The 18,029-nt window shown below is 67.8% G+C and carries 15 protein-coding genes, 1 tRNA gene and 1 pseudogene; 6 read left to right on the forward strand and 11 right to left on the reverse strand.

All coding sequences use genetic code 11. The features are described from left to right. Nucleotides 1-211: 211 nt before the first annotated feature. The 9 genes and pseudogenes from AC6LJ9_RS08965 to AC6LJ9_RS09005 form a co-directional block, all read right to left on the reverse strand. Complete coding sequence (locus AC6LJ9_RS08965) at nt 212-988, reverse strand: CPBP family glutamic-type intramembrane protease (RefSeq protein ID WP_498147292.1); 777 nt, start codon at nt 986-988, stop codon at nt 212-214. A gap of 59 nt (nt 989-1,047) precedes the next feature. Then, nucleotides 1,048-1,644, reverse strand: coding sequence for an aminoacyl-tRNA hydrolase (gene pth / locus AC6LJ9_RS08970; RefSeq protein WP_103271073.1), 597 nt, complete (start codon nt 1,642-1,644; stop codon nt 1,048-1,050). Between the two features lie 96 nt (nt 1,645-1,740). After that, nucleotides 1,741-2,352: a 50S ribosomal protein L25/general stress protein Ctc gene (locus tag AC6LJ9_RS08975; protein ID WP_498147293.1), complete on the reverse strand. Its 612-nt coding sequence runs from the start codon at nt 2,350-2,352 to the stop codon at nt 1,741-1,743. A gap of 130 nt (nt 2,353-2,482) precedes the next feature. Continuing rightward, nucleotides 2,483-3,433, reverse strand: coding sequence for a ribose-phosphate pyrophosphokinase (locus AC6LJ9_RS08980; RefSeq protein ID WP_212314186.1), 951 nt, complete (start codon nt 3,431-3,433; stop codon nt 2,483-2,485). A gap of 172 nt (nt 3,434-3,605) precedes the next feature. Further along, nucleotides 3,606-3,682 (reverse strand) — tRNA-Gln (locus AC6LJ9_RS08985). Between the two features lies 1 nt (nt 3,683). Beyond that, complete coding sequence (ispE, locus tag AC6LJ9_RS08990; protein WP_498147294.1) at nt 3,684-4,658, reverse strand: 4-(cytidine 5'-diphospho)-2-C-methyl-D-erythritol kinase; 975 nt, start codon at nt 4,656-4,658, stop codon at nt 3,684-3,686. A gap of 47 nt (nt 4,659-4,705) precedes the next feature. After that, nucleotides 4,706-6,310 (reverse strand): methyl-accepting chemotaxis protein, encoded by a 1,605-nt coding sequence (locus AC6LJ9_RS08995; protein ID WP_498147295.1) that lies wholly within the window; start codon nt 6,308-6,310, stop codon nt 4,706-4,708. 324 nt (nt 6,311-6,634) lie between these two features. Further along, nucleotides 6,635-7,225: a lipoprotein insertase outer membrane protein LolB gene (lolB, locus tag AC6LJ9_RS09000; RefSeq protein ID WP_498147317.1), complete on the reverse strand. Its 591-nt coding sequence runs from the start codon at nt 7,223-7,225 to the stop codon at nt 6,635-6,637. Between the two features lie 11 nt (nt 7,226-7,236). Continuing rightward, nucleotides 7,237-9,113 (reverse strand): annotated as a pseudogene (locus tag AC6LJ9_RS09005) (tetratricopeptide repeat protein). Between AC6LJ9_RS09005 and mutM the strand changes: the two are divergent. The 4 genes from mutM (at nt 9,112) to AC6LJ9_RS09025 (ending at nt 13,231) form a co-directional block, all read left to right on the forward strand. Then, on the forward strand, nt 9,112-9,939 hold the full coding sequence (gene mutM / locus AC6LJ9_RS09010) for a bifunctional DNA-formamidopyrimidine glycosylase/DNA-(apurinic or apyrimidinic site) lyase (protein ID WP_498147296.1): 828 nt from the start codon (nt 9,112-9,114) through the stop codon (nt 9,937-9,939). The pseudogene AC6LJ9_RS09005 and the gene mutM sit on opposite strands and share 2 nt — an antisense overlap. A gap of 304 nt (nt 9,940-10,243) precedes the next feature. Then, the gene (locus tag AC6LJ9_RS09015; protein ID WP_498147297.1) at nt 10,244-11,197 is read left to right on the forward strand and encodes an MBL fold metallo-hydrolase; all 954 of its coding nucleotides are present in this window, start codon (nt 10,244-10,246) and stop codon (nt 11,195-11,197) included. Nucleotides 11,198-11,335: 138 nt separating this feature from the next. After that, entirely contained in the window at nt 11,336-13,015 is a 1,680-nt protein-coding gene (locus AC6LJ9_RS09020; protein ID WP_498147298.1) for an FAD-dependent oxidoreductase, read from the forward strand. Nucleotides 13,016-13,033: 18 nt separating this feature from the next. After that, nucleotides 13,034-13,231: a DUF2783 domain-containing protein gene (locus tag AC6LJ9_RS09025; protein ID WP_212321352.1), complete on the forward strand. Its 198-nt coding sequence runs from the start codon at nt 13,034-13,036 to the stop codon at nt 13,229-13,231. 60 nt (nt 13,232-13,291) lie between these two features. Here AC6LJ9_RS09025 and AC6LJ9_RS09030 read toward each other — a convergent pair whose 3' ends face one another. Next, nucleotides 13,292-14,200 (reverse strand): LysR family transcriptional regulator, encoded by a 909-nt coding sequence (locus AC6LJ9_RS09030; protein ID WP_392410055.1) that lies wholly within the window; start codon nt 14,198-14,200, stop codon nt 13,292-13,294. A 145-nt stretch (nt 14,201-14,345) separates the two neighbouring features. Between AC6LJ9_RS09030 and hmgA the strand changes: the two genes are divergently transcribed. Both hmgA and fahA read left to right on the forward strand, forming a co-directional pair. Continuing rightward, nucleotides 14,346-15,644, forward strand: coding sequence for a homogentisate 1,2-dioxygenase (gene hmgA, locus AC6LJ9_RS09035; protein WP_498147299.1), 1,299 nt, complete (start codon nt 14,346-14,348; stop codon nt 15,642-15,644). Nucleotides 15,645-15,761: 117 nt separating this feature from the next. Beyond that, entirely contained in the window at nt 15,762-17,081 is a 1,320-nt protein-coding gene (gene fahA, locus AC6LJ9_RS09040; RefSeq protein WP_498147300.1) for a fumarylacetoacetase, read from the forward strand. A 13-nt stretch (nt 17,082-17,094) separates the two neighbouring features. Here fahA and yihG read toward each other — a convergent pair whose 3' ends face one another. Continuing rightward, complete coding sequence (gene yihG / locus AC6LJ9_RS09045; protein WP_349291679.1) at nt 17,095-18,009, reverse strand: 1-acylglycerol-3-phosphate O-acyltransferase, YihG family; 915 nt, start codon at nt 18,007-18,009, stop codon at nt 17,095-17,097. Nucleotides 18,010-18,029: the final 20 nt, after the last annotated feature.

Consider the following 18,029-nt stretch of genomic DNA (forward strand, 5'->3'; position numbering starts at 1 on the left):
CTCTGATTGACACTGCTGTGTGGCTCGCTGACTAGCAATCTATCACGCGACACACTCGTGGATAGGTAAACGGCGGACGGCTCGCCGCGCAATCCGGTCTTACCTTGTCATGAAGGCACTGCCAAAGCACGACTGCGCCGCGCGTCCATAAGTCCCGCATCAGTGTAGAAAACAAAAAGGCCCATCAGGAACGCAACGTGCCAGAACTGCCCTACGCCGCCGCCCCAGGCACCCAGCGCATCACCGCCCAGATCAGCACGATCGGCCCCGCGTTGAAGACGGCGTGCAGCGCGATGGCCGCGCCGATGCCCCTGCGTACCCGCATCCAGCCCAGCGCCAGCCCCGTGAGCCATTGCGGCAGCACCAGCAGGGGCAGCAGCCAGTACGGCGTCTTGCTGAAGACGAAATTGCTCAGGTGCACGGCGGCGAAGGTCAGCGTGGCCAGGTGGAACACCAGGCCGAAGTGCTTCAGGTAATAGCGACGCCAGGTCGTATCCCAGCCTTGCTGCGGCTGCGCGCGCCGGATCAGCGCCCAGACGGCCAGCAGCAGGAATGCGGCCAGCAGCAGCCCGGTCCAGATGCGCGGCCCCCACAGCACCACGGGCACCAGTGCCGGGCACAGCCACAGCGCCTGCCTGGGCCGTCGCAGGCCGTAGCGGAACAGCATTTCCTCGACCAGCGGCGCCCAGATGATGGCGGTCAGCCAGGGGATGTTGGTGGGATCCAGCCTATGCGTGGCGCCCGCGAGTCCGGCGGCGGCGACCGCCACCGGTCCCAGCGCGAACAGGTTCACGCACCACAGCAGCAGCGCCCAGGCCAGCAGCCGACCAGGGCGCACGCCGGGCCAGAAATCGCGCCACACGCCGCCGCCCGATCCGCGCCCCGGCAGCCGCGCCGGTCGCGGCCGGCGGATGAAGCGCCAGAAATCGACCAGTTCGTCGCGAAAACGCATCTTGCGGGGTGTGGACACGACAGGCTGGGCGGACATGTGCATTTCAACGATTCAAGGTGCGGGCTCATCGCCCGCGACAGACGGCTACAACCCCTTTAGGCATCGTTGCCGCTGTGAAGTTGCCGCGTCGCCAGCGGAAAATCGCCGGCCAGCATCGCCGGCACCACGGCGCGGCAGCGATCGATCACCGCTTCGATCGCAGTCTGCTCTTCGCGGCGCGGCGGATGCAGGACGAAGTCCGCGACCTGCTGCGCCAGCCCCAGCGTGCGCGGATGGCCGATGCCGATGCGCAGGCGCCAGAAATTGGGGCTGCCCAGCGCCGCCTGGATGTCCTTCAGGCCGTTGTGGCCGGCGTGTCCGCCGCCCTGCTTGAGCTTCACCTGGCCGGGCATGAGGTCCAGCTCATCGTGCAGCACCAGCACGGCCTCGGGCGCGAGCTTGTAGAAGCGCGCCAGCGCGCCGACCGCCTGGCCGGACCGGTTCATGTAGGTGTTGGGCTTGAGCAGCAGCACGTTGTCCGCGCCCAGCCGGGCCTTGGCGACCATGCCGAAGAACGACTTCTCCAGCGCGAAGGACGCGCGCAGATCGTCGGCCAGGTGGTCGGCCAGCCAGAAGCCGGCGTTGTGCCGGGTGGTTTCGTAGTCGGGGCCGGGATTGCCCAGCCCGACGATGAGGCGTATGGGAGTAGACATGATGGGGGTGTTTAAACCAAAAAACCCTGCGCATGCAAATGCACGCGCAGGGTTTCGGCGTCAGCCTTGCGCAAGCCCGGGGGCTCGCGGCCTGGCTTAGGCGGCCGGAGCAGCTTCGGCGGCGTCGTCAGCGGCGGCGCCGCCCTTGACCACGGCAGCGACCAGCAGCGGGTTGGCTTCAGCGCCGTGCGGGACGTACGTCACGCCCTTGGGCAGCTTGATGTCGGCCAGGTGGACCGACGCGCCGGGCAGCAGGTCCTTCAGGTCGATTTCGATGAACTGCGGCAGGGCGGCCGGCAGGCAGGTGACTTCCAGCTCGGTCAGCACGTGGCTGATGATCGCGCCGCTCAGCTTGACGGCCGGCGAGACTTCAGCGTTCAGGAAGTGCAGCGGCACCTTGGTGCGCAGGGCCTGGTTGGCGTCCACGCGCTGGAAGTCCACGTGCAGGACTTGCGGCTTGTAGGCGTGCCATTGAACCGAACGCAGCAGGACTTGCTCTTCCTGGGCAGCGCCTTCCAGCGCCATTTGCAGGATGGAAGCGTGGAACTCTTCCTTGCGCAGGGCGTGGTAGATCTCGTTGTGGTCGAGTTCGATGTTCAGGGGGGCAGCCGTACCGCCATAAACGATGGCGGGAACGCGGCCCGCGCGGCGCAGGCGGCGGCTCGCACTCGAACCCTGGACGCTACGCGCAGTGGCATTGAATTTCATGGAAAACTCCAAAAGCAAAAAATGGCGAAACGGGTTCGCCGGTTGTGTTCACGGCGCGCAAGGTGCGCGCCGTGTTTTTCGCGTCCTGCCGCGACCAGCAAGACGCAAATCCGGGTAGTGCCGACCGGCCTCAGTCGACGAACAGCGAGCTGACCGATTCCGCGTTCGAGATACGCAGGATGGTCTCGCCCAGCAGCGCCGCGCAGGACAGCTGGCGGATCTTGCCGCTGGCCTGGCTTTCTTCGGACAGCGGGATGGTGTCGGTGACGACCAGCTCGTCCAGGGCCGAGCCCTCGATGCGCTCGATCGCGCCGCCCGACAGCACGGGGTGCGTGCAATACGCGTAGACGGCGCCGGCGCCGCGGTCCTTCAGGGCCTGGGCCGCCTTGCACAGCGTGCCGGCGGTGTCGACCATGTCGTCCATGATGATGCAGGTGCGGCCGTCGACTTCACCGATGATGTTCATCACTTCCGACACGTTGGCGCGCGGACGACGCTTGTCGATGATGGCCAGGTCTGCTTCGAGCTGCTTAGCCAGCGCGCGGGCCCGCACCACGCCGCCGATGTCCGGGGACACGACGACCAGGTTCGAGAAGTTGCGGCGCCAGATGTCGCCCAGCAGGATCGGGCCCGCGTAGATGTTATCCACGGGGATGTCGAAGAAGCCCTGGATCTGGTCGGCGTGCAGGTCCATCGTCAGGACCCGGTCCACGCCGGCCACTTGCAGCATGTTGGCCACGACCTTGGCCGAGATCGCGACGCGCGCCGAGCGCGGGCGGCGATCCTGGCGGGCGTAGCCGAAATAGGGAATCGCGGCGGTGATGCGGCCGGCCGAGGCGCGGCGCAGGGCATCGACCATCACCATGATTTCCATCAGGTTGTCGTTGGTGGGCGCACAGGTGGGCTGCAGGACGAAGACGTCCTTGCCGCGCACGTTCTCGTTGATCTCGACCATCACCTCGCCGTCCGAGAAGCGACCCACGGTCATCTTGCCCAGGGACATGTCGAGGTGGTTGACTACGTCCACGGCCAGCCGAGTGTTGGCGGTGCCCGTGAAGATCATGAAACTATCGTTTGCCATGATGGATGATGCGATGGTCGTTTGAAACAGACGCGAACGGAGTGAAGCGGGGGGTGATGCAGGGTGACGCGAGGTGTTGCGCTAAAGCAGAACCTGGCCGGAAAACAAAAAAGCTGCTGAACCGGGGCCAGTGTCTGACAGGCGTGTTCAACAGCTTTTTTATGTATTCGGCTGGCTGGGGAGGAAGGATTCGAACCTTCGCATGCCGGAATCAAAATCCGGTGCCTTAACCAGCTTGGCGACTCCCCAACTATCTTGCAATCCAATCCCGCAGTGGGTGTTCAGCTAATCCGGCACAAGCCTGAACCAACCGAAACCGTGGATGAGCGGTTTGCTGAAAACTATTTGTTTTAACAGCGCCGCGCATTGTAGCGGTAATTTCCGTTTTCGCCAAAACGGCTTCGGAAAGTTTGGAGTATTCGGCGAACAAACACGCACCAGACCCCGACATACGAACATGGACTCCATGTTCAGTAAGCCACCGCGATGCCCTGAGAACCTCAGGATAAAGACGGTAAACCACCGGCTCCAGATCATTTCTGCCAAAAAATTCGAAGCTGGCGGGCCCGGCGTTTAGACCAGATCTCCGTTCGCTTTCAGTGCAATTTTTGGTGCAGAAAGTAGGCGAAGCAAGAAAGTCCGCTATTGTGATCGAAGAAGTATCCCTTGTCAAATCCTCTGCGGAAAAAATTCCAACGGTCGGCACGCTGGCATCCGGCTGGGCCACCAGATAGGCGCGCTCGGGCAGCGCCACCGCGCTGAGATCCTCGCCCACGCCCTGGGCAAAAGCCGATTGCCCGAACACGAACACGGGCACGTCCGCGCCCAGCGGCAACGCCAGGTCCATCAGCTCGCGCCGACTGAGATTCGTGCCCCAGAGGCGATTCAGCGCGATCAGCGTGGAGGCCGCGTCGCTGGAGCCGCCGCCCAGGCCGCCGCCCTGCGGGATGCGCTTTTCCAGGCTGATCTGCGCCCCCTGGCGCGTGCCGGTGGCGCGTTGCAACGCGCGCGCGGCGCGCACCGTCAGGTCCTGGTCCTCGGGCACGCCGGGCAGATCGGTGGCGCGGCTGATGATGCCGTCGGCGCGCGTCTCGAAATGCAGCGTGTCGCAGAGGTCGATGAAGCGGAACACGGTCTGCAGCAGGTGGTAGCCGTCGGCGCGCCGCCCCACGACGTGCAGGAACAGGTTGAGCTTGGCGGGCGCGGGTACGTCGTAGAGAGTCACGGGAATCGGCCGAAACGGATGAGATTCCCGGATTTTAGCCAGCGCGCTCAGGCCAGTTGCGGCGTCGCGCCGGGCGCGCCCTGCAATTGCGCGGCCTGCGCCTCGATCACCTGCCCGCCGGGCAGCTTGAACACCGACACCGCGTCCGCAAGCTGGCGCGCCTGCTCTTCCAGCGCGCCGGCCGCGGCGGCGGCCTGCTCCACCAGCGCCGCGTTCTGCTGCGTCACGTTGTCCATTTGCGCGACGGCGCGGTTGACCTGATCGATGCCGCTGGACTGCTCTTCGGACGCGGCCGAGATCTCGCCCATCAGGCTGGTGACACGCTGCACGGAGTCCTCGATCTCGCGCATGGTGGCGCCGGCCCGCTCGACCTGGGCCGAGCCCACGCCGACCTTCTGCGTGGAGTCCTCGATCAGCTGCTTGATCTCCTTGGCCGCCGCGGCACTGCGCTGGGCCAGCGTGCGCACCTCGCTCGCGACCACGGCGAAGCCCTTGCCCTGCTCGCCCGCGCGCGCCGCTTCCACGGCCGCGTTCAGCGCCAGGATATTGGTCTGGAAGGCAATGCCATCGATCACGCCTACGATGTCGGCAATGCGCGCCGAGCTGCCGGAAATGGCACGCATAGTCTCGACCACGCCGGCCACCGCCTCGCCGCCGCGTCGCGCGACCGCAGCCGATTCGCCCACCATGCGGTTGGCCTCGTGCGCGATGCCCGCGTTCTGCTTCACGGTGGAAGCCAGTTCCTCCATGCTGGCCGCGGTCTGCTCCAGCGACGCGGCCTGCTGTTCGGTGCGGCTGGAAAGATCGGCGTTGCCCGAGGAGATTTCGCGCGAGCCCACATGGATCTCATCCACGCCGCGACGCACCGAGGACACCGTGCGGACCAGGCCATCCTGCATGCTCCTGAGCGCCGCCAGCAAGGCGCCGATCTCGTTGCGGCCTCGATCTGCCACGCGGCGCGTGAGGTCGCCCTCGGCGATGCGCCTGAAGATCTCGCCCGCCTCCAGCAGCGGCCGCACGATCATGCGCCGGATCAACACGTGTGCGCCGACCGCCATGACCAGCCCCACCACCAGGAAGCCCGCCAGCACATAGACGAACAGCGACTGGAACAGCGAGATCTCTTCCATCACGCCCTGCCCGGCCTCCTCGGCGCGGCGCATGAAGGCGTCGCGCTCGTTGACCAGGATCTCCTGCGCCTGCTGCGTGGCGGGCTTGCCGTAGGCGTCGGCGTCACCGCCCTCCAGTGCCTTGCCCAGGGACTGCAGATTGCCGCTGAAGGTGGTGTAGGCCTCGATCAGATCCGCCGACGCGGTTTTCTCCTCGGCGCTCAGGCCGCTGGCGAAGCCCTGGAAGTTGCGGTCGCCGGCGGCGATGCGCTGGCGCGCCAGCCGCAATGCGGTGGTGTCTCCGGGATTGCCCTTGGCCACGCGGGCGGCATAACGGGTCAGGTCGGTGCGCGCCGCGACCAGCGACAACGCGGCGGAATTGACGGCATTGACCTGCTCCGAGGACAGGCGGTAGAGCTGTCCGACATCCTGATTGGTCTGTCGCAGGGCGACGAAGCCCATGCCTCCGACCAGCAACTGGAAGGTGAAGAAGATCGCGATGGTTCCCAGCAGTATCGTCGCGACGCGGGTGTTCCTGAACATGGGCAATTCTCCGTAGGGGCGGCGGCTTGGTTCGACGCCGGTCTTGCGGTCCGTCCGGGCTCGTAGCCCGAACGGGCATGAGGAGAATTATTCAACTTCGACGAAACATTTCCATCAGTAACAATACTGATTTCCTTCTATTTATTGCATCGATGAAATCTTCCTGTAGCACCGGCGCAGCCCTCATGCGGTCCGCGGGCAGGCCCTTTGCAGCCTCTTGTCGCAGAGGGGCGGAACAGACACGCAAGCCAGCCATGCGGCAGGCAAACAAAAGGCGCCCCATGGGGCGCCTTGTTCCTGGCATGCGCAACCGCGCACGACGCGTCAGGGCTGGTTGACCACCAGCCGCACCAGGATGCGGCGGCCAGGCTCCTGCCGTTCCATCACCAGCAGCATCGGCCCTTTCGTGTCGTAGCGCGACAGCCGCACGCGCCAGCCGCCCTGCTCGAAGCCGGCCGGACGGCCCAGCTCATCGCGCGACAGCTCGCCCGGCTCGGGTTCGGCGGGCAGCTTGCCGCGCAGCCAGTCGCGCAGGCCGGACACCGGCATGCTGCTGCCCAGCGCGTCCTCAGCCAGCGCGTCGGGGTTGTCCGCCACCAGACGGGTGCCATCGGCCTTGGTCAAGCTGGCGCTGCCGGGCAGGCCTTCGACGCGCGCCTCGGTGGAGCCCAGCGGATTGGTCAGGTCCAGCACATAGCGACGGCCATCGTCGGACCAGGAAAAACCGCCCTGCACGGCATTCTGCTTGCCGCTTTCCTCGTTGACCGTGATGGCGAAGCGCCCAATGCGCGAGAACGCGTCGGGCCCAATGCCCTCGATGGGCTTGGGCGTGGTGGTGCAGGCCGCCAGCGTGAACGCCAGCATGACCATCAAGGCCCCGCGCAGCCACACCGACGCGTCGCGCCAGCGGACCATGACGGCCGTGGTCAAAGCGCGACCCCCAGCCGCTTGATGGTGTCGAGCAGGGCGCGGTTGGCCGGATCCTTGAGCTTGGCGCCGCGCAGCAGTTCCACCGCCTGGTCGCGCTTGCCCTGGCTCCACAGCACTTCGGCCAGGTGGGCGGCGATGTCGGCCTCGGGACGCGTGCTGTAGGCGCGGCGCAGGTATTCGGCCGCGGCGGCCTGGTCGCCCATGCGGAATTTGACCCAGCCCATGCTGTCCAGGATGAACGGATCGTTGGGCGCCAGTTCCAGCGCCTGCGTGATCAGGTCCAGCGCCTCGGGCAGGCGCTGGTTGCGGTCGGCCAGCGTGTAGCCCAGCGCGTTGTAGGCGTGGGCATGGTCCGGGTCCAGCGCGATGACCTGGCGCAGCAGGCGCTCCAGGTCGGCCACGCGGTCCTGGCGCTCGTACAGCATGGCCAGCTCGTACTTGATTTCCACCGTGTCGGGCAGGTCGCGGTCGGCGGCTTCCAGCACCGCCACCGCCTGGCCGACGCGATCAGCGTCGCGCAGGATCTGCGCCTTGGTCAGCACGCCCTGGGTGCGCTCTTCCTCGTCCTGCGGGCCGGCGGCATCGATCATGGCCAGGGCGTCGTCGACGCGGCCTTCCTTGGCGCGCAGCGCGGCCTGGCGCATGCGCACGGAGTAACGCAGCGTGGGATCCTCGATGCGGCCGAGTTCGTTGATCGCTTCGTCGTAGCGGCCCTGATCCTCGGCGATGCGCGCCAGCAGCACGTGCGCGTCGGCAGCCGCCGCGCCGGCGTCGGTGGCGCCGGGCACCGTGGCCCGCTGGCGCTGGTTCTGCACGTCCAGGTACTGCTGCAGCAAGGTACGCGCCTGCTGCAACTGGCCGGCCTTGTAAGCCAGCTGGGCCTGCATGAAGAGCAGGTCGAAGTCCTCGGGCGAACGGCGCGACATGGACTGCAACTCAGCCAGCGCGGCGTTGTAATCGCCGCTGTCGGCCAGTTGACCGGCCAGCATCAGGCGCACCTTGCGCGCGTTGGGATTGCGCGCGATATAGGCGCGCGCCTCGGTCTGGGCGCGCTGCGGATCGACCTTGAAGCCGTACTCCAGCACACGCTGGGCGGCAGGTTCCGACTTGGGATCGGCCGCCAGCGCGGCGCGCGCTTCCTGGGCCGCGCGCTCGTCGTCGCCGGCCGCCGAGGCCACGTCGGCCAGCGCCATATGGGCGGCGGGCAGCTTGCGCACGCCGTCGCTGAAGGATTCGTCCAGGATGCGCAGGGCCAGCCTGCGGTCGTTCAGGCGGCTGAGGACAGCCAGGGCCTGGCCGATGGCGGCGGGCTTGTCGCGCGAGGCGTCGATGCGGTTGCGCAGCGCCTGCGACAGGCCACGGGTCTGGCCGTTGGCCGCCGCCAGCGCCAGCTCGGTGGAGCTGGCCTCGAGGTCGTTGGGCGACAGGCGCGCCCAGACGCGGGCCGCGTCCAGCGCGCCGGGCAGGTTGCCGCCCGCCAGCTGGAATTCCAGCGCGCGGCGCGCCAGGCGGGGGTCGCCGGTGTCGCGCGCCAGGCCGACCATGGTGGTGGCAGCCGTGCCGTACATGCCGCGCTGGGCGGCGATCTCGGACGCCAGCACTCTATAGAAGATGTCGGCGGTCAGCGACACATAGGGCAGCTGGCCCGCCCGCAGGCGGATCACTTCGGTTTCCGCCTGGCGGGTCTGGGGGGCCATGCGCGGGCCCGTCGCGTCCCGCGCCCGGCCGTCCGCCGCCTGGGCCAGCGTTGACGCCAGAGCAAGCGCCAATGCGGCGATACCGATATTCATTTGTTTGATAGACGACTTCACGCGGCCCGTCCGGTTGATGGCACAATCTTCGAACACCAATTGTTGATCTTACACTGGCTCATGCCGGAACTGCCCGAAGTCGAAACCACGCGTCGGGGAATAGACGCCGTCATCACCGGCCGCAAGCTCGCCCGGCTGGTCATCCACGAAGCCCGCATGCGCTGGCCCATTCCGCCCGATCTGCCCGGCCTGCTGGCCGGCCGCGAGGTGCTGGAATGCGCGCGCCGCGGCAAGTACCTGTTGCTGCGCTTCGAGCATGGCACCCAGATCGTGCATCTGGGCATGTCGGGCTCGCTGCGCAGCGTCGCGCCGGGTGAATTCCTGCGCAAGCACGACCACGTCGAATGGATCTTCGACCAGGCGGTGCTGCGGCTGCACGACCCGCGCCGCTTCGGCGCGGTGCTGTGGCACGCCGCCGGCGACGGCCCGATCGAGGCGCATCCGCTGCTGGCCAAGCTGGGCATCGAACCCTTCGACCCGCGCTTCGACGGCGCCTGGCTGCATCGGCATTTCCAGCGCCACAGCGCCGCCATCAAGCAGGTGCTGCTGGCCGGCGCGGCCGTTGTCGGCGTGGGCAATATCTACGCATCCGAAAGCCTGTTCCGTGCCCGCATCAACCCCAAGACGCCGGCCAACAAGCTGTCGCCCGCCCGCTGCGACCGGCTGGCCGAGTGCGTGCGCGCCACGCTGTCGGACGCCCTGACCTCGGGCGGCAGCACCCTGCGCGACTATGTGGGCGCCACCGGCGAGCCGGGCGCCTACTTCGAGATCCACGCCGCCGTCTATGAACGGGAAGGCCAGCCCTGCCGGGTCTGCGCCACCCCGATCAAGCGCATAGTCCAAGGGCAACGGGCGACCTACTACTGCCCCAAATGCCAAAAGGTGTAACCCCCCCCGAAGCGCTGCGCGCTTCCCCCCAGGGGGCGCCGCCGCGGACCGGCAGGCGAGCCCCACCCCGAGCGCTACGCGCTCCCCCTCAAGGGGCGCCGCCGCGGACCGGCAAAGCCGGATCCGCGCGGCCCCGGTTGGGGCGGCTTGGGAGCGGGGCGGCGGCTCTGCCCTCGCCCGCCATGTCGTGCGGTGCGATGGTGATTTGTGAGAGTTTGTTTATAGCAAACGTATTGCACAAACACTAACGCCGGACTATAGTCCTTCCACACCCTATTCCTATAAAACAGTGGAAGGAGCCCCCATGAGCAAGCAATTCGCCTCGCACGCCGACCTGGAAGACAAGGTCGTCTCGTTCGAAAAACTGTCCGACAACGCCTATGCCTACACCGCCGAAGGCGATCCCAACACGGGCGTGATCATCGGCGACGAGGCCGTCATGGTGGTCGACACCCAGGCCACCCCGGTCATGGCCCAGGACGTGATCCGCCGCATCCGCGAAGTGACGGACAAGCCGATCAAGTACGTGCTGCTGTCGCACTACCACGCCGTGCGCGTGTTCGGCGCGTCGGCCTACCAGGCCCAGGAAATCCTGGCCAGCCGCGACACCTACGACCTGATCGCCGAGCGCGGCGAGCAGGACAAGGCCAGCGAGATCGGCCGCTTCCCGCGCCTGTTCCGCAACGCCGAATCGATTCCGCCGGGCCTGGTCTGGCCGTCCATGACCTTCAAGGGCGAAATGACCGTCAACCTGGGCAACCTGGAAGTCCAGCTGCTGCAGGTCGGCCGTGGCCACACCAAGGGCGACACCATCGCCTGGCTGCCCGAGCAGAAGATCCTGTTCGCCGGCGACCTGGTCGAATACCAGTCCACGCCCTACTGCGGCGACGCCTATTTCCGCGACTGGCCCTCGACGCTGGACGCGCTGTCCGGCTTCAACGCCGAGAAGATGGTGCCCGGCCGCGGCCCGGCCCTGAAGAACGCCGAGGAAGTCCGCAAGGGCCTGGCCGGCACCCGCGCCTTCCTGACCGACCTGTACGGCGCCGTGAACCGTGGCGTGGCCGAGGGCAAGGACCTGAAGACCATCTATCGCGAGGTCTACGACTTCATGAAGCCGCGCTACAGCGACTGGGTGATCTTCGACCACTGCATGCCGTTCGACGTGTCGCGCGCCTATGACGAGGCCCAGGGCATCACGCATCCGCGCATCTGGACCGACAAGCGCGACCTGGAGATGTGGCAGCAGCTGGAAGGCTGAGCCCGCGCCCGCCCCGCCGGGGCGGCACCCTCCCCGTCCGGCGCCGCCGGACCTTGCCCGCAAGACCGGCGGCCGCGCGCCCGACAAGAAGGCCCGCGCCGCCCGATAGAAAAACAAGACCCCACACAGGAGACAACCGTGGGAGACATCGACTACCAGGCGATGGAGTTCGCCTATGAGAAGCGCGCCGAGCAGGACGCCGGCGCGCCCGCCCGGCACCCCGTGGTGGTGGTGGGCGCCGGCCCGGTCGGGCTGACCACCGCGCTGGATCTGGCCCGCCGCGGCCTGCGCGTGGTGGTGCTGGACGACGATTACCGGCTGTCGACCGGCTCGCGCGCCATCTGCTTCTCCAAGCGCACGCTGGAAATCTGGGACCGCCTGGGCGTGGGCCAGCGCATGACCGACAAGGGCGTGTCCTGGAACGTCGGCAAGGTCTTCTTCCGCGAGCAGGAAGTCTGGCGCTTCGACCTGCTGCCCGAGCCCGGCCACCGCCGCCCGGCCTTCATCAACCTGCAGCAGTACTACGCCGAGGGCTTCCTGTACGAGCAGGCCCGCGCCGAGCCGAACATCGACCTGCGCTGGAAAAACAAGGTCGCCGGCCTGGAACAGGACGCCGGCGGCGTGGCCGTCAGCATCGAGACGCCCGAAGGCCCCTACACGCTGCGCGCCGACTGGCTGATCGCCTGCGACGGCGCGCGCTCGCCCGTGCGCAAGCTGATCGGCCAGGAAAGCCACGGCCGCATCTTCCGCGACCGCTTCCTGATCGCCGACGTGAAGATGAAGGCCGACTTCCCGGCCGAGCGCTGGTTCTGGTTCGACCCGCCCTTCCACCCCAACCAGTCCGTGCTGCTGCACATGCAGCCGGACAACGTCTGGCGCATCGACTTCCAGCTGGGCTGGAACGCCGATCCCGTCGAGGCGGTCAAGCCCGAGAACGTGCTGCCGCGCATCCGCGCCCTGCTCGGGCCCGACACACAGTTCGACCTGGAATGGGTCAGCGTCTACACCTTCGCCTGCGAGCGCATGGACGCGTTCCGCCATGGCCGCGTGGTCTTCGCCGGCGACTCGGCGCACCGCGTCTCGCCGTTCGGCGCGCGCGGCGCCAACAGCGGCGTGCAGGACGCCGAGAACCTGGCCTGGAAGCTCAAGCTGGTGACCGACGGCCTGGCGCCCGAAACGCTGATCGACACCTACAGCGCCGAGCGCGAGCACGCCGCCGACGAGAACATCCTGAACTCGTCGCGCGCCACCGATTTCATCACGCCCAAGAGCGAGATCAGCCGTAGCTTCCGCAACGCGGTGCTGAACCTGGCCAAGACCCATCCCTTCGCGCGCTCGCTGGTCAACAGCGGCCGCCTGTCGCTGCCCGCGACCTACGCCGATTCGCCGCTGAACACGCCGGACACGACGGCCTTCTCCGGCCGCATGCGGCCCGGCGCCGTGGCGCTGGACGCGCCGGTGCGCGCCGGCGGCGAGCCGGGCTGGTGGCTGTCGCAGCTGGACGGCGATTTCGTGCTGGCGCTGTTCTGCCCCGATCAATTGCCCGACGCCGCCACGCTGCGCGCGCTGGCCGCGCTGCGCCTGGCGCCGGTGCCGGTCAAGGCCGTGCTGGTCGCCGGTCCGCAATGCGACGCCTCCGGCGTGCCGGCCGACGTCACGGTGGTGAGCGACGCCGAAGGCCTGCTGGCGTCCCGCTATGACGCGCGGCCCGGCACCGCCTACCTGATCCGTCCCGACCAGCACATCGCGGCGCGCTGGCGCGCCTTCGACGGCGTCGCCGTCGCGGCCGCGCTGAATCGCGCCATCGGCCGCGCCTGAGCCACAGGAGACAAGAACATGCTGATCACCGACACCAACCTGGCCGCGCCCGATGATTTCTACGAGGCGCTGATCGACACGCACCGCGACCTGAGCCTGGAGCAGAGCCAGGAACTGAACGCGGCGCTGATCCTGCTGCTGGCCAACCACCTGGGCGACATGGACGTGCTGCGCGAGGCGCTGCGGCAGGCGCGCGCCTCCGTCATGCCCGCCTGAGCGCCCACGGGACCGCTGCCGCGCAACGCGGCGGCGGTCCCGTTCCATTTCCTGCTCGGACTACCGCCCCACCGCGAAGGCATCCACGATCAAGCCGCGCAGCCAGAGATTGCCGCCGTCGCGGTCATAGCGGCGCTGCCAGTACATATTGGTCTGCAAGGCCGGCACCTTCAGCGGCGGCGTCAGGAAGCGCAGACCGAAGGGCGGCGCCGCGCTGGCGGCCAGCTTTTCGGGCACGGTGGCCAGCAGGTTCGTCGTGCTGACGATGTACGGCACCGCCGAAAAATGCGGCACGCTGAAGTGCTCGGCCATGTCCAGGCCGGCGCGCTCCATCGACTGGTTCACCTGCCCATAGGGCGCGGCGCGCGACACGATCAGGTGGCGCTCGGCGCGAAACGCCTTCAGGCCCATGCCGGCGTGCGCCGTGGGATGCGCCTGGCGGAACAGCGTGGCATAGCCCTGGCGGAACAGCATGCGCTGCATCACGCCCGCCCCCATGTCGTCGAACGCGCCGATGGCCAGGTCCACCCGCCCGGCCTCCATTTCCCGAGCCAGCTCCGCGCCCTGCATGCGCACCGAATCGATGCGCGCCTGCGGCGCGACCTGGGCGCAGACCTCGATCAGGCGCGGCATGAAATGGATTTCGCCCACGTCGGTCATGGCCACGCGGAACCGCCGCATGCTGGCGGCCGGATCGAAGGCGTCCTGATCCTGCAAGGCCCCGGCCAGCAGCGCCAGCGCCTCGCTCACCGGCCCCGCCAGGCGCTGCGCGCGCGGCGTGGGCTGCATGCCCTGGGCGGTGCGCACGAACAGCTCGTCGCCGAAAGCCTGCCGCAGGCGGCGCAAGGCATTGCTGACGGCGGGCTGGGACAGGTCCAGCCGGCGCGCGACGGAAGAGATGTTGCGGTCCTCCAGCAGATGCTGGAACAGCAGCAGCAGATTCAGGTCCACGTCGCGCAAGCCGGCCATCACGCCCCCTACTATTCACAAAATTTATAGTCTCTATTTTTACATTCCCGTAGCCTGATGGGGGGATTTTTCCGAAAATGGCGTATCGACCACTACAGTCCGGACCGCGCGGCCATGCACCGCGCGCCGCCACCAGGAGGATTCCATGGAACTGCAATACCAGACCGGCTTCGGCAACGACTGCGCCACCGAGGCGCTGCCCGGCGCCCTGCCGCAAGGCCGCAACTCGCCGCAGCAGTGCCCCTACGGCCTGTACGCCGAGCAGCTGTCCGGCACCGCCTTCACCGCGCCGCGCGCGGAGAACCGCCGTTCCTGGCTGTACCGCATCCGCCCCGGCGCGCAGCACAAGCCGTTCGAGCGCCATGACGGCGCCGCCGGCTGGCTGAGCACCTTCGGCGAAGGCCCCGTCACGCCCAACCAGCTGCGTTGGAGCCCCCTGCCGATCCCGACCGCGCCCATCGACTTCCTCGACGGCGTGAAGACCTTCGGCGGCAACGGCGGCCCCGACGAACAGGGCGGCGTGGGCATCCACCTGTACGCGGCCAACCGGAGCATGAAGGGCCGCTATTTCTACAACGCCGACGGCGAACTGATGCTGGTGCCGCAACAGGGCCGCCTGCGCCTGGCCACCGAGCTGGGCCTGATTGACCTGGAGCCGCTGGAGATCGCGGTCATCCCGCGCGGCGTGCGCTTCCGCGTCGAACTGCTCGACGACACCGCGCGCGGCTACATGCTGGAGAACTTCGGCGCGGCGCTGCGCCTGCCGGAACTGGGGCCCATCGGCTCGAACTGCCTGGCCAATGTGCGCGACTTCAAGACGCCCGTGGCCTGGTATGAGGACGTGGAAGGCGACTTCGAGCTGATCGCCAAGTTCACCGGCGGATTCTGGCGCGCGTCCATCGGCCATTCGCCGCTGGACGTGGTGGCCTGGCACGGCACGCACGCGCCCTACAAGTACGACCTGCGCAACTTCAACACGATCGGCTCGATCAGCTACGACCATCCCGATCCGTCGATCTTCACGGTGCTGACCGCCCCGTCCGACACCCCGGGCACGGCCAACATGGACTTCGCCATCTTCCCGCCGCGCATCCTGGCGATGGAAAACACCTTCCGTCCGCCCTGGTTCCACCGCAACATCGCCAGCGAATTCATGGGCCTGATCCAGGGCGTGTACGACGCCAAGGCCGATGGCTTCGCGCCCGGCGGCGCCAGCCTGCACAACTGCATGAGCGGCCACGGCCCGGACGCCGAGACCTTTGAAAAGGCCTCGCACGCCGACACCAGCGCCGCGCATTACATCCGCGACACCATGGCCTTCATGTTCGAGACGCGCCGCGTGATCCGCCCGACCGCCCAGGCCCTGGCCTCGGTAGAATTGCAGGGCGACTACTACCGCTGCTGGCAGGACATCAAGAAGCACTTCGATCCGAGCAAGGCGTAACGCGCAGGCACCGCCTCGCGCGCCCGCGGCGATGAGCGCAAGCTCATCGCCGTTTGGCTTTTGGATTTTCCGCCGCCCGGCCCCACCCATAACCACATCGCAAGAGACATCCCGACCATGAGCACGACGATCAACGAGACCCACGACCCGTCCCTGAAGAGCTGGATCGCCAGCGCCAACAGCGAGACCACGGATTTCCCGGTGCAGAACCTGCCCTACGCGTCGTTCCGCCGCAAGGGCTCGCAGGAAGCCTTCCGCCCCGGCGTCGCGATCGGCGACCAGATCCTGGACCTGGCCGCGCTGGCCGCCCAAAAACCCTTCGAGGACAAGGCCGCCGAAGCGCTGGCCGCCTGCGCGGGCGACAGCCTGAACGCGCTGATGGCGCTGGGCCAGCCGCACTGGAGCGCGCTGCGCCTGGCGCTGTCGCGCGCCCTGCGCGAAGGCGCCGCGCTGCGCGCGACCATCGAGCCGCTGCTGGTGGGTCAGGCCGACGCCGAGTACGCCACGCCCGCCCGCATCGGCGACTACACCGACTTCTATATCTCGCTGCACCACGCCACCGCCGTGGGCAAGCAGTTCCGCCCCGACAATCCGCTGCTGCCGAACTACAAGTGGGTGCCCATCGGCTATCACGGGCGCGCCTCCAGCATCGGCGTGGACCAGAAATTCGCGCGCCCGGTCGGCCAGACCCGTCCGCTGAACGAGGGCGAGGCGCCGCAATTCGGCCCCTGCTCGCGCCTGGACTATGAACTGGAACTGGGCATCTTCGTCGGCACCGGCAACGCCCAGGGCGACCGCATCGCGCTGGCCGACGCCGAATCGCACGTGTTCGGCCTGTGCATCCTGAACGACTGGTCGGCGCGCGACATCCAGGCCTGGGAATACCAGCCGCTGGGCCCCTTCCTGGCCAAGAACTTCGCCTCGACGATCTCGCCGTGGATCGTGACCATGGAAGCGCTGGAGCCGTTCCGCACGCAGTGGAACCGCGCCGCGTCCGACCCGCAGCCCATGCCCTACCTGTCCTCGGACGCGAACCGCGCCAAGGGCGCCTTCGACGTGCGCATGCAGGTGCTGCTGACCACCGAGAAGTCGCGCGCCGAAAGGCAGGCGCCGGCGCCGCTGTCGGCCAGCAACTTCCGCGATGCCTACTGGAACGTGGCGCAGCTGATCACGCACCACACGGTCAATGGCTGCAATCTGCAACCGGGCGACATGCTGGGCACCGGCACGCTGTCCGGTCCGCTGCCCGCCGAGGCCGGCTCGCTGCTGGAGCTGACCCAGGGCGGCAAGACGCCGATCGACCTGCCGTGGGGCGAGAAGCGCACCTTCCTGCAGGACGGTGACCAGATCCTCATGCGCGCCGAATGCGTGAAGGCGGGCTATCCGCGCATCGGCTTCGGCGAAAGCGCGGGCACGGTGCTGCCGGCGCGCGCGTAAGCCGCGCGCGTCATCAGGATCGAGGCTTGGCGGCGTCCCGCGCCGTCAAGCCCTCGATTTCCTCGTCCTTGGCCTGCCACTGCTGGCCCAGCCAGTGGTGGAATTCCGCGCGGAACGCCTTGTCTCGGCTGTAGTCGGCTTCGCAGAAGGCCGGCGGCACGGGCAGCTGGCGCATGCGCACCCGCACCGTGCCCGCGCGGCCGCAGGCCAGGTCCCAGAAGCTGGGCGCGCCGTCCGGATAGGCGATGGTGACGTCGATCATCGAACGGAAACGCGCGCCCATGGCATTGAGCGCCACCGCCAGCCCTCCCGCCTTGGGCTTGAGCAGATGGCGGTACGGCGCCCCCTGGGCGTCGCGCTTGGCCTCTGAAAAACGGGTGCCTTCGGCGAAGATCATCACGCTGGTCGGCACCAGCGAGAACTTCTCGCACGCGCGCCGGGCGGCCTCCTGGTCCTGACGTCCCAGGGCCGGATTGCGGCGCAGATCGGCCTTGCCGTGACGCTTCATGAACGGGAAATCCAGCGCCCACCACGCCAGCCCGATCACCGGCACATAGATGAGCTGCTGCTTGAGAAAAAACTTCAGCAGCGGAATGCGCCGGTTCAACGTGGCTTGCAGCACAAAAATGTCCACCCAGGACTGGTGATTGCAATTGACCAGGTACCAATCCGCGTAACGCAGGTCGGTATTGCCCTGCACATCCCAGGGCGCGCGCTGGATGCGCTCGAACCAGCAGCTGTGGCAACTGACCCAGGCCGTGGCGATGCCATTGAGCAGCGGATCGATGCGCCGCCGGACCGCCGCGAAAGGCAGCAGCAGCTTCAGCAGGGCCAGGGGGAACAGCAGCAGGCACCAGAACAGCGTGCTGGCGCTGAGCAGCAGCGTGCTGAACACGCCGGTCAGCCAGGCCAGGCGGCCTCGAGGCACCGGCCAGGGGCGATGCCGCC

The sequence above is a fragment of the Achromobacter sp. 1011811831 genome, assembly GCF_059760905.1.

Excerpts from the sequence above, each read along its gene's own strand:
- AC6LJ9_RS08965 (WP_498147292.1), bottom strand. The coding sequence starts at position 988 with ATGTCCGCCCAGCCTGTCGTGTCCACACCCCGCAAGATGCGTTTTCGC.
- pth (WP_103271073.1), bottom strand. The coding sequence starts at position 1,644 with ATGTCTACTCCCATACGCCTCATCGTCGGGCTGGGCAATCCCGGCCCC.
- AC6LJ9_RS08975 (WP_498147293.1), bottom strand. The coding sequence starts at position 2,352 with ATGAAATTCAATGCCACTGCGCGTAGCGTCCAGGGTTCGAGTGCGAGC.
- AC6LJ9_RS08980 (WP_212314186.1), bottom strand. The coding sequence starts at position 3,433 with ATGGCAAACGATAGTTTCATGATCTTCACGGGCACCGCCAACACTCGG.
- AC6LJ9_RS08995 (WP_498147295.1), bottom strand. The coding sequence starts at position 6,310 with ATGTTCAGGAACACCCGCGTCGCGACGATACTGCTGGGAACCATCGCG.
- lolB (WP_498147317.1), bottom strand. The coding sequence starts at position 7,225 with ATGGTCCGCTGGCGCGACGCGTCGGTGTGGCTGCGCGGGGCCTTGATG.
- mutM (WP_498147296.1), top strand. The coding sequence starts at position 9,112 with ATGCCGGAACTGCCCGAAGTCGAAACCACGCGTCGGGGAATAGACGCC.
- AC6LJ9_RS09015 (WP_498147297.1), top strand. The coding sequence starts at position 10,244 with ATGAGCAAGCAATTCGCCTCGCACGCCGACCTGGAAGACAAGGTCGTC.
- AC6LJ9_RS09025 (WP_212321352.1), top strand. The coding sequence starts at position 13,034 with ATGCTGATCACCGACACCAACCTGGCCGCGCCCGATGATTTCTACGAG.
- AC6LJ9_RS09030 (WP_392410055.1), bottom strand. The coding sequence starts at position 14,200 with ATGGCCGGCTTGCGCGACGTGGACCTGAATCTGCTGCTGCTGTTCCAG.
- hmgA (WP_498147299.1), top strand. The coding sequence starts at position 14,346 with ATGGAACTGCAATACCAGACCGGCTTCGGCAACGACTGCGCCACCGAG.
- fahA (WP_498147300.1), top strand. The coding sequence starts at position 15,762 with ATGAGCACGACGATCAACGAGACCCACGACCCGTCCCTGAAGAGCTGG.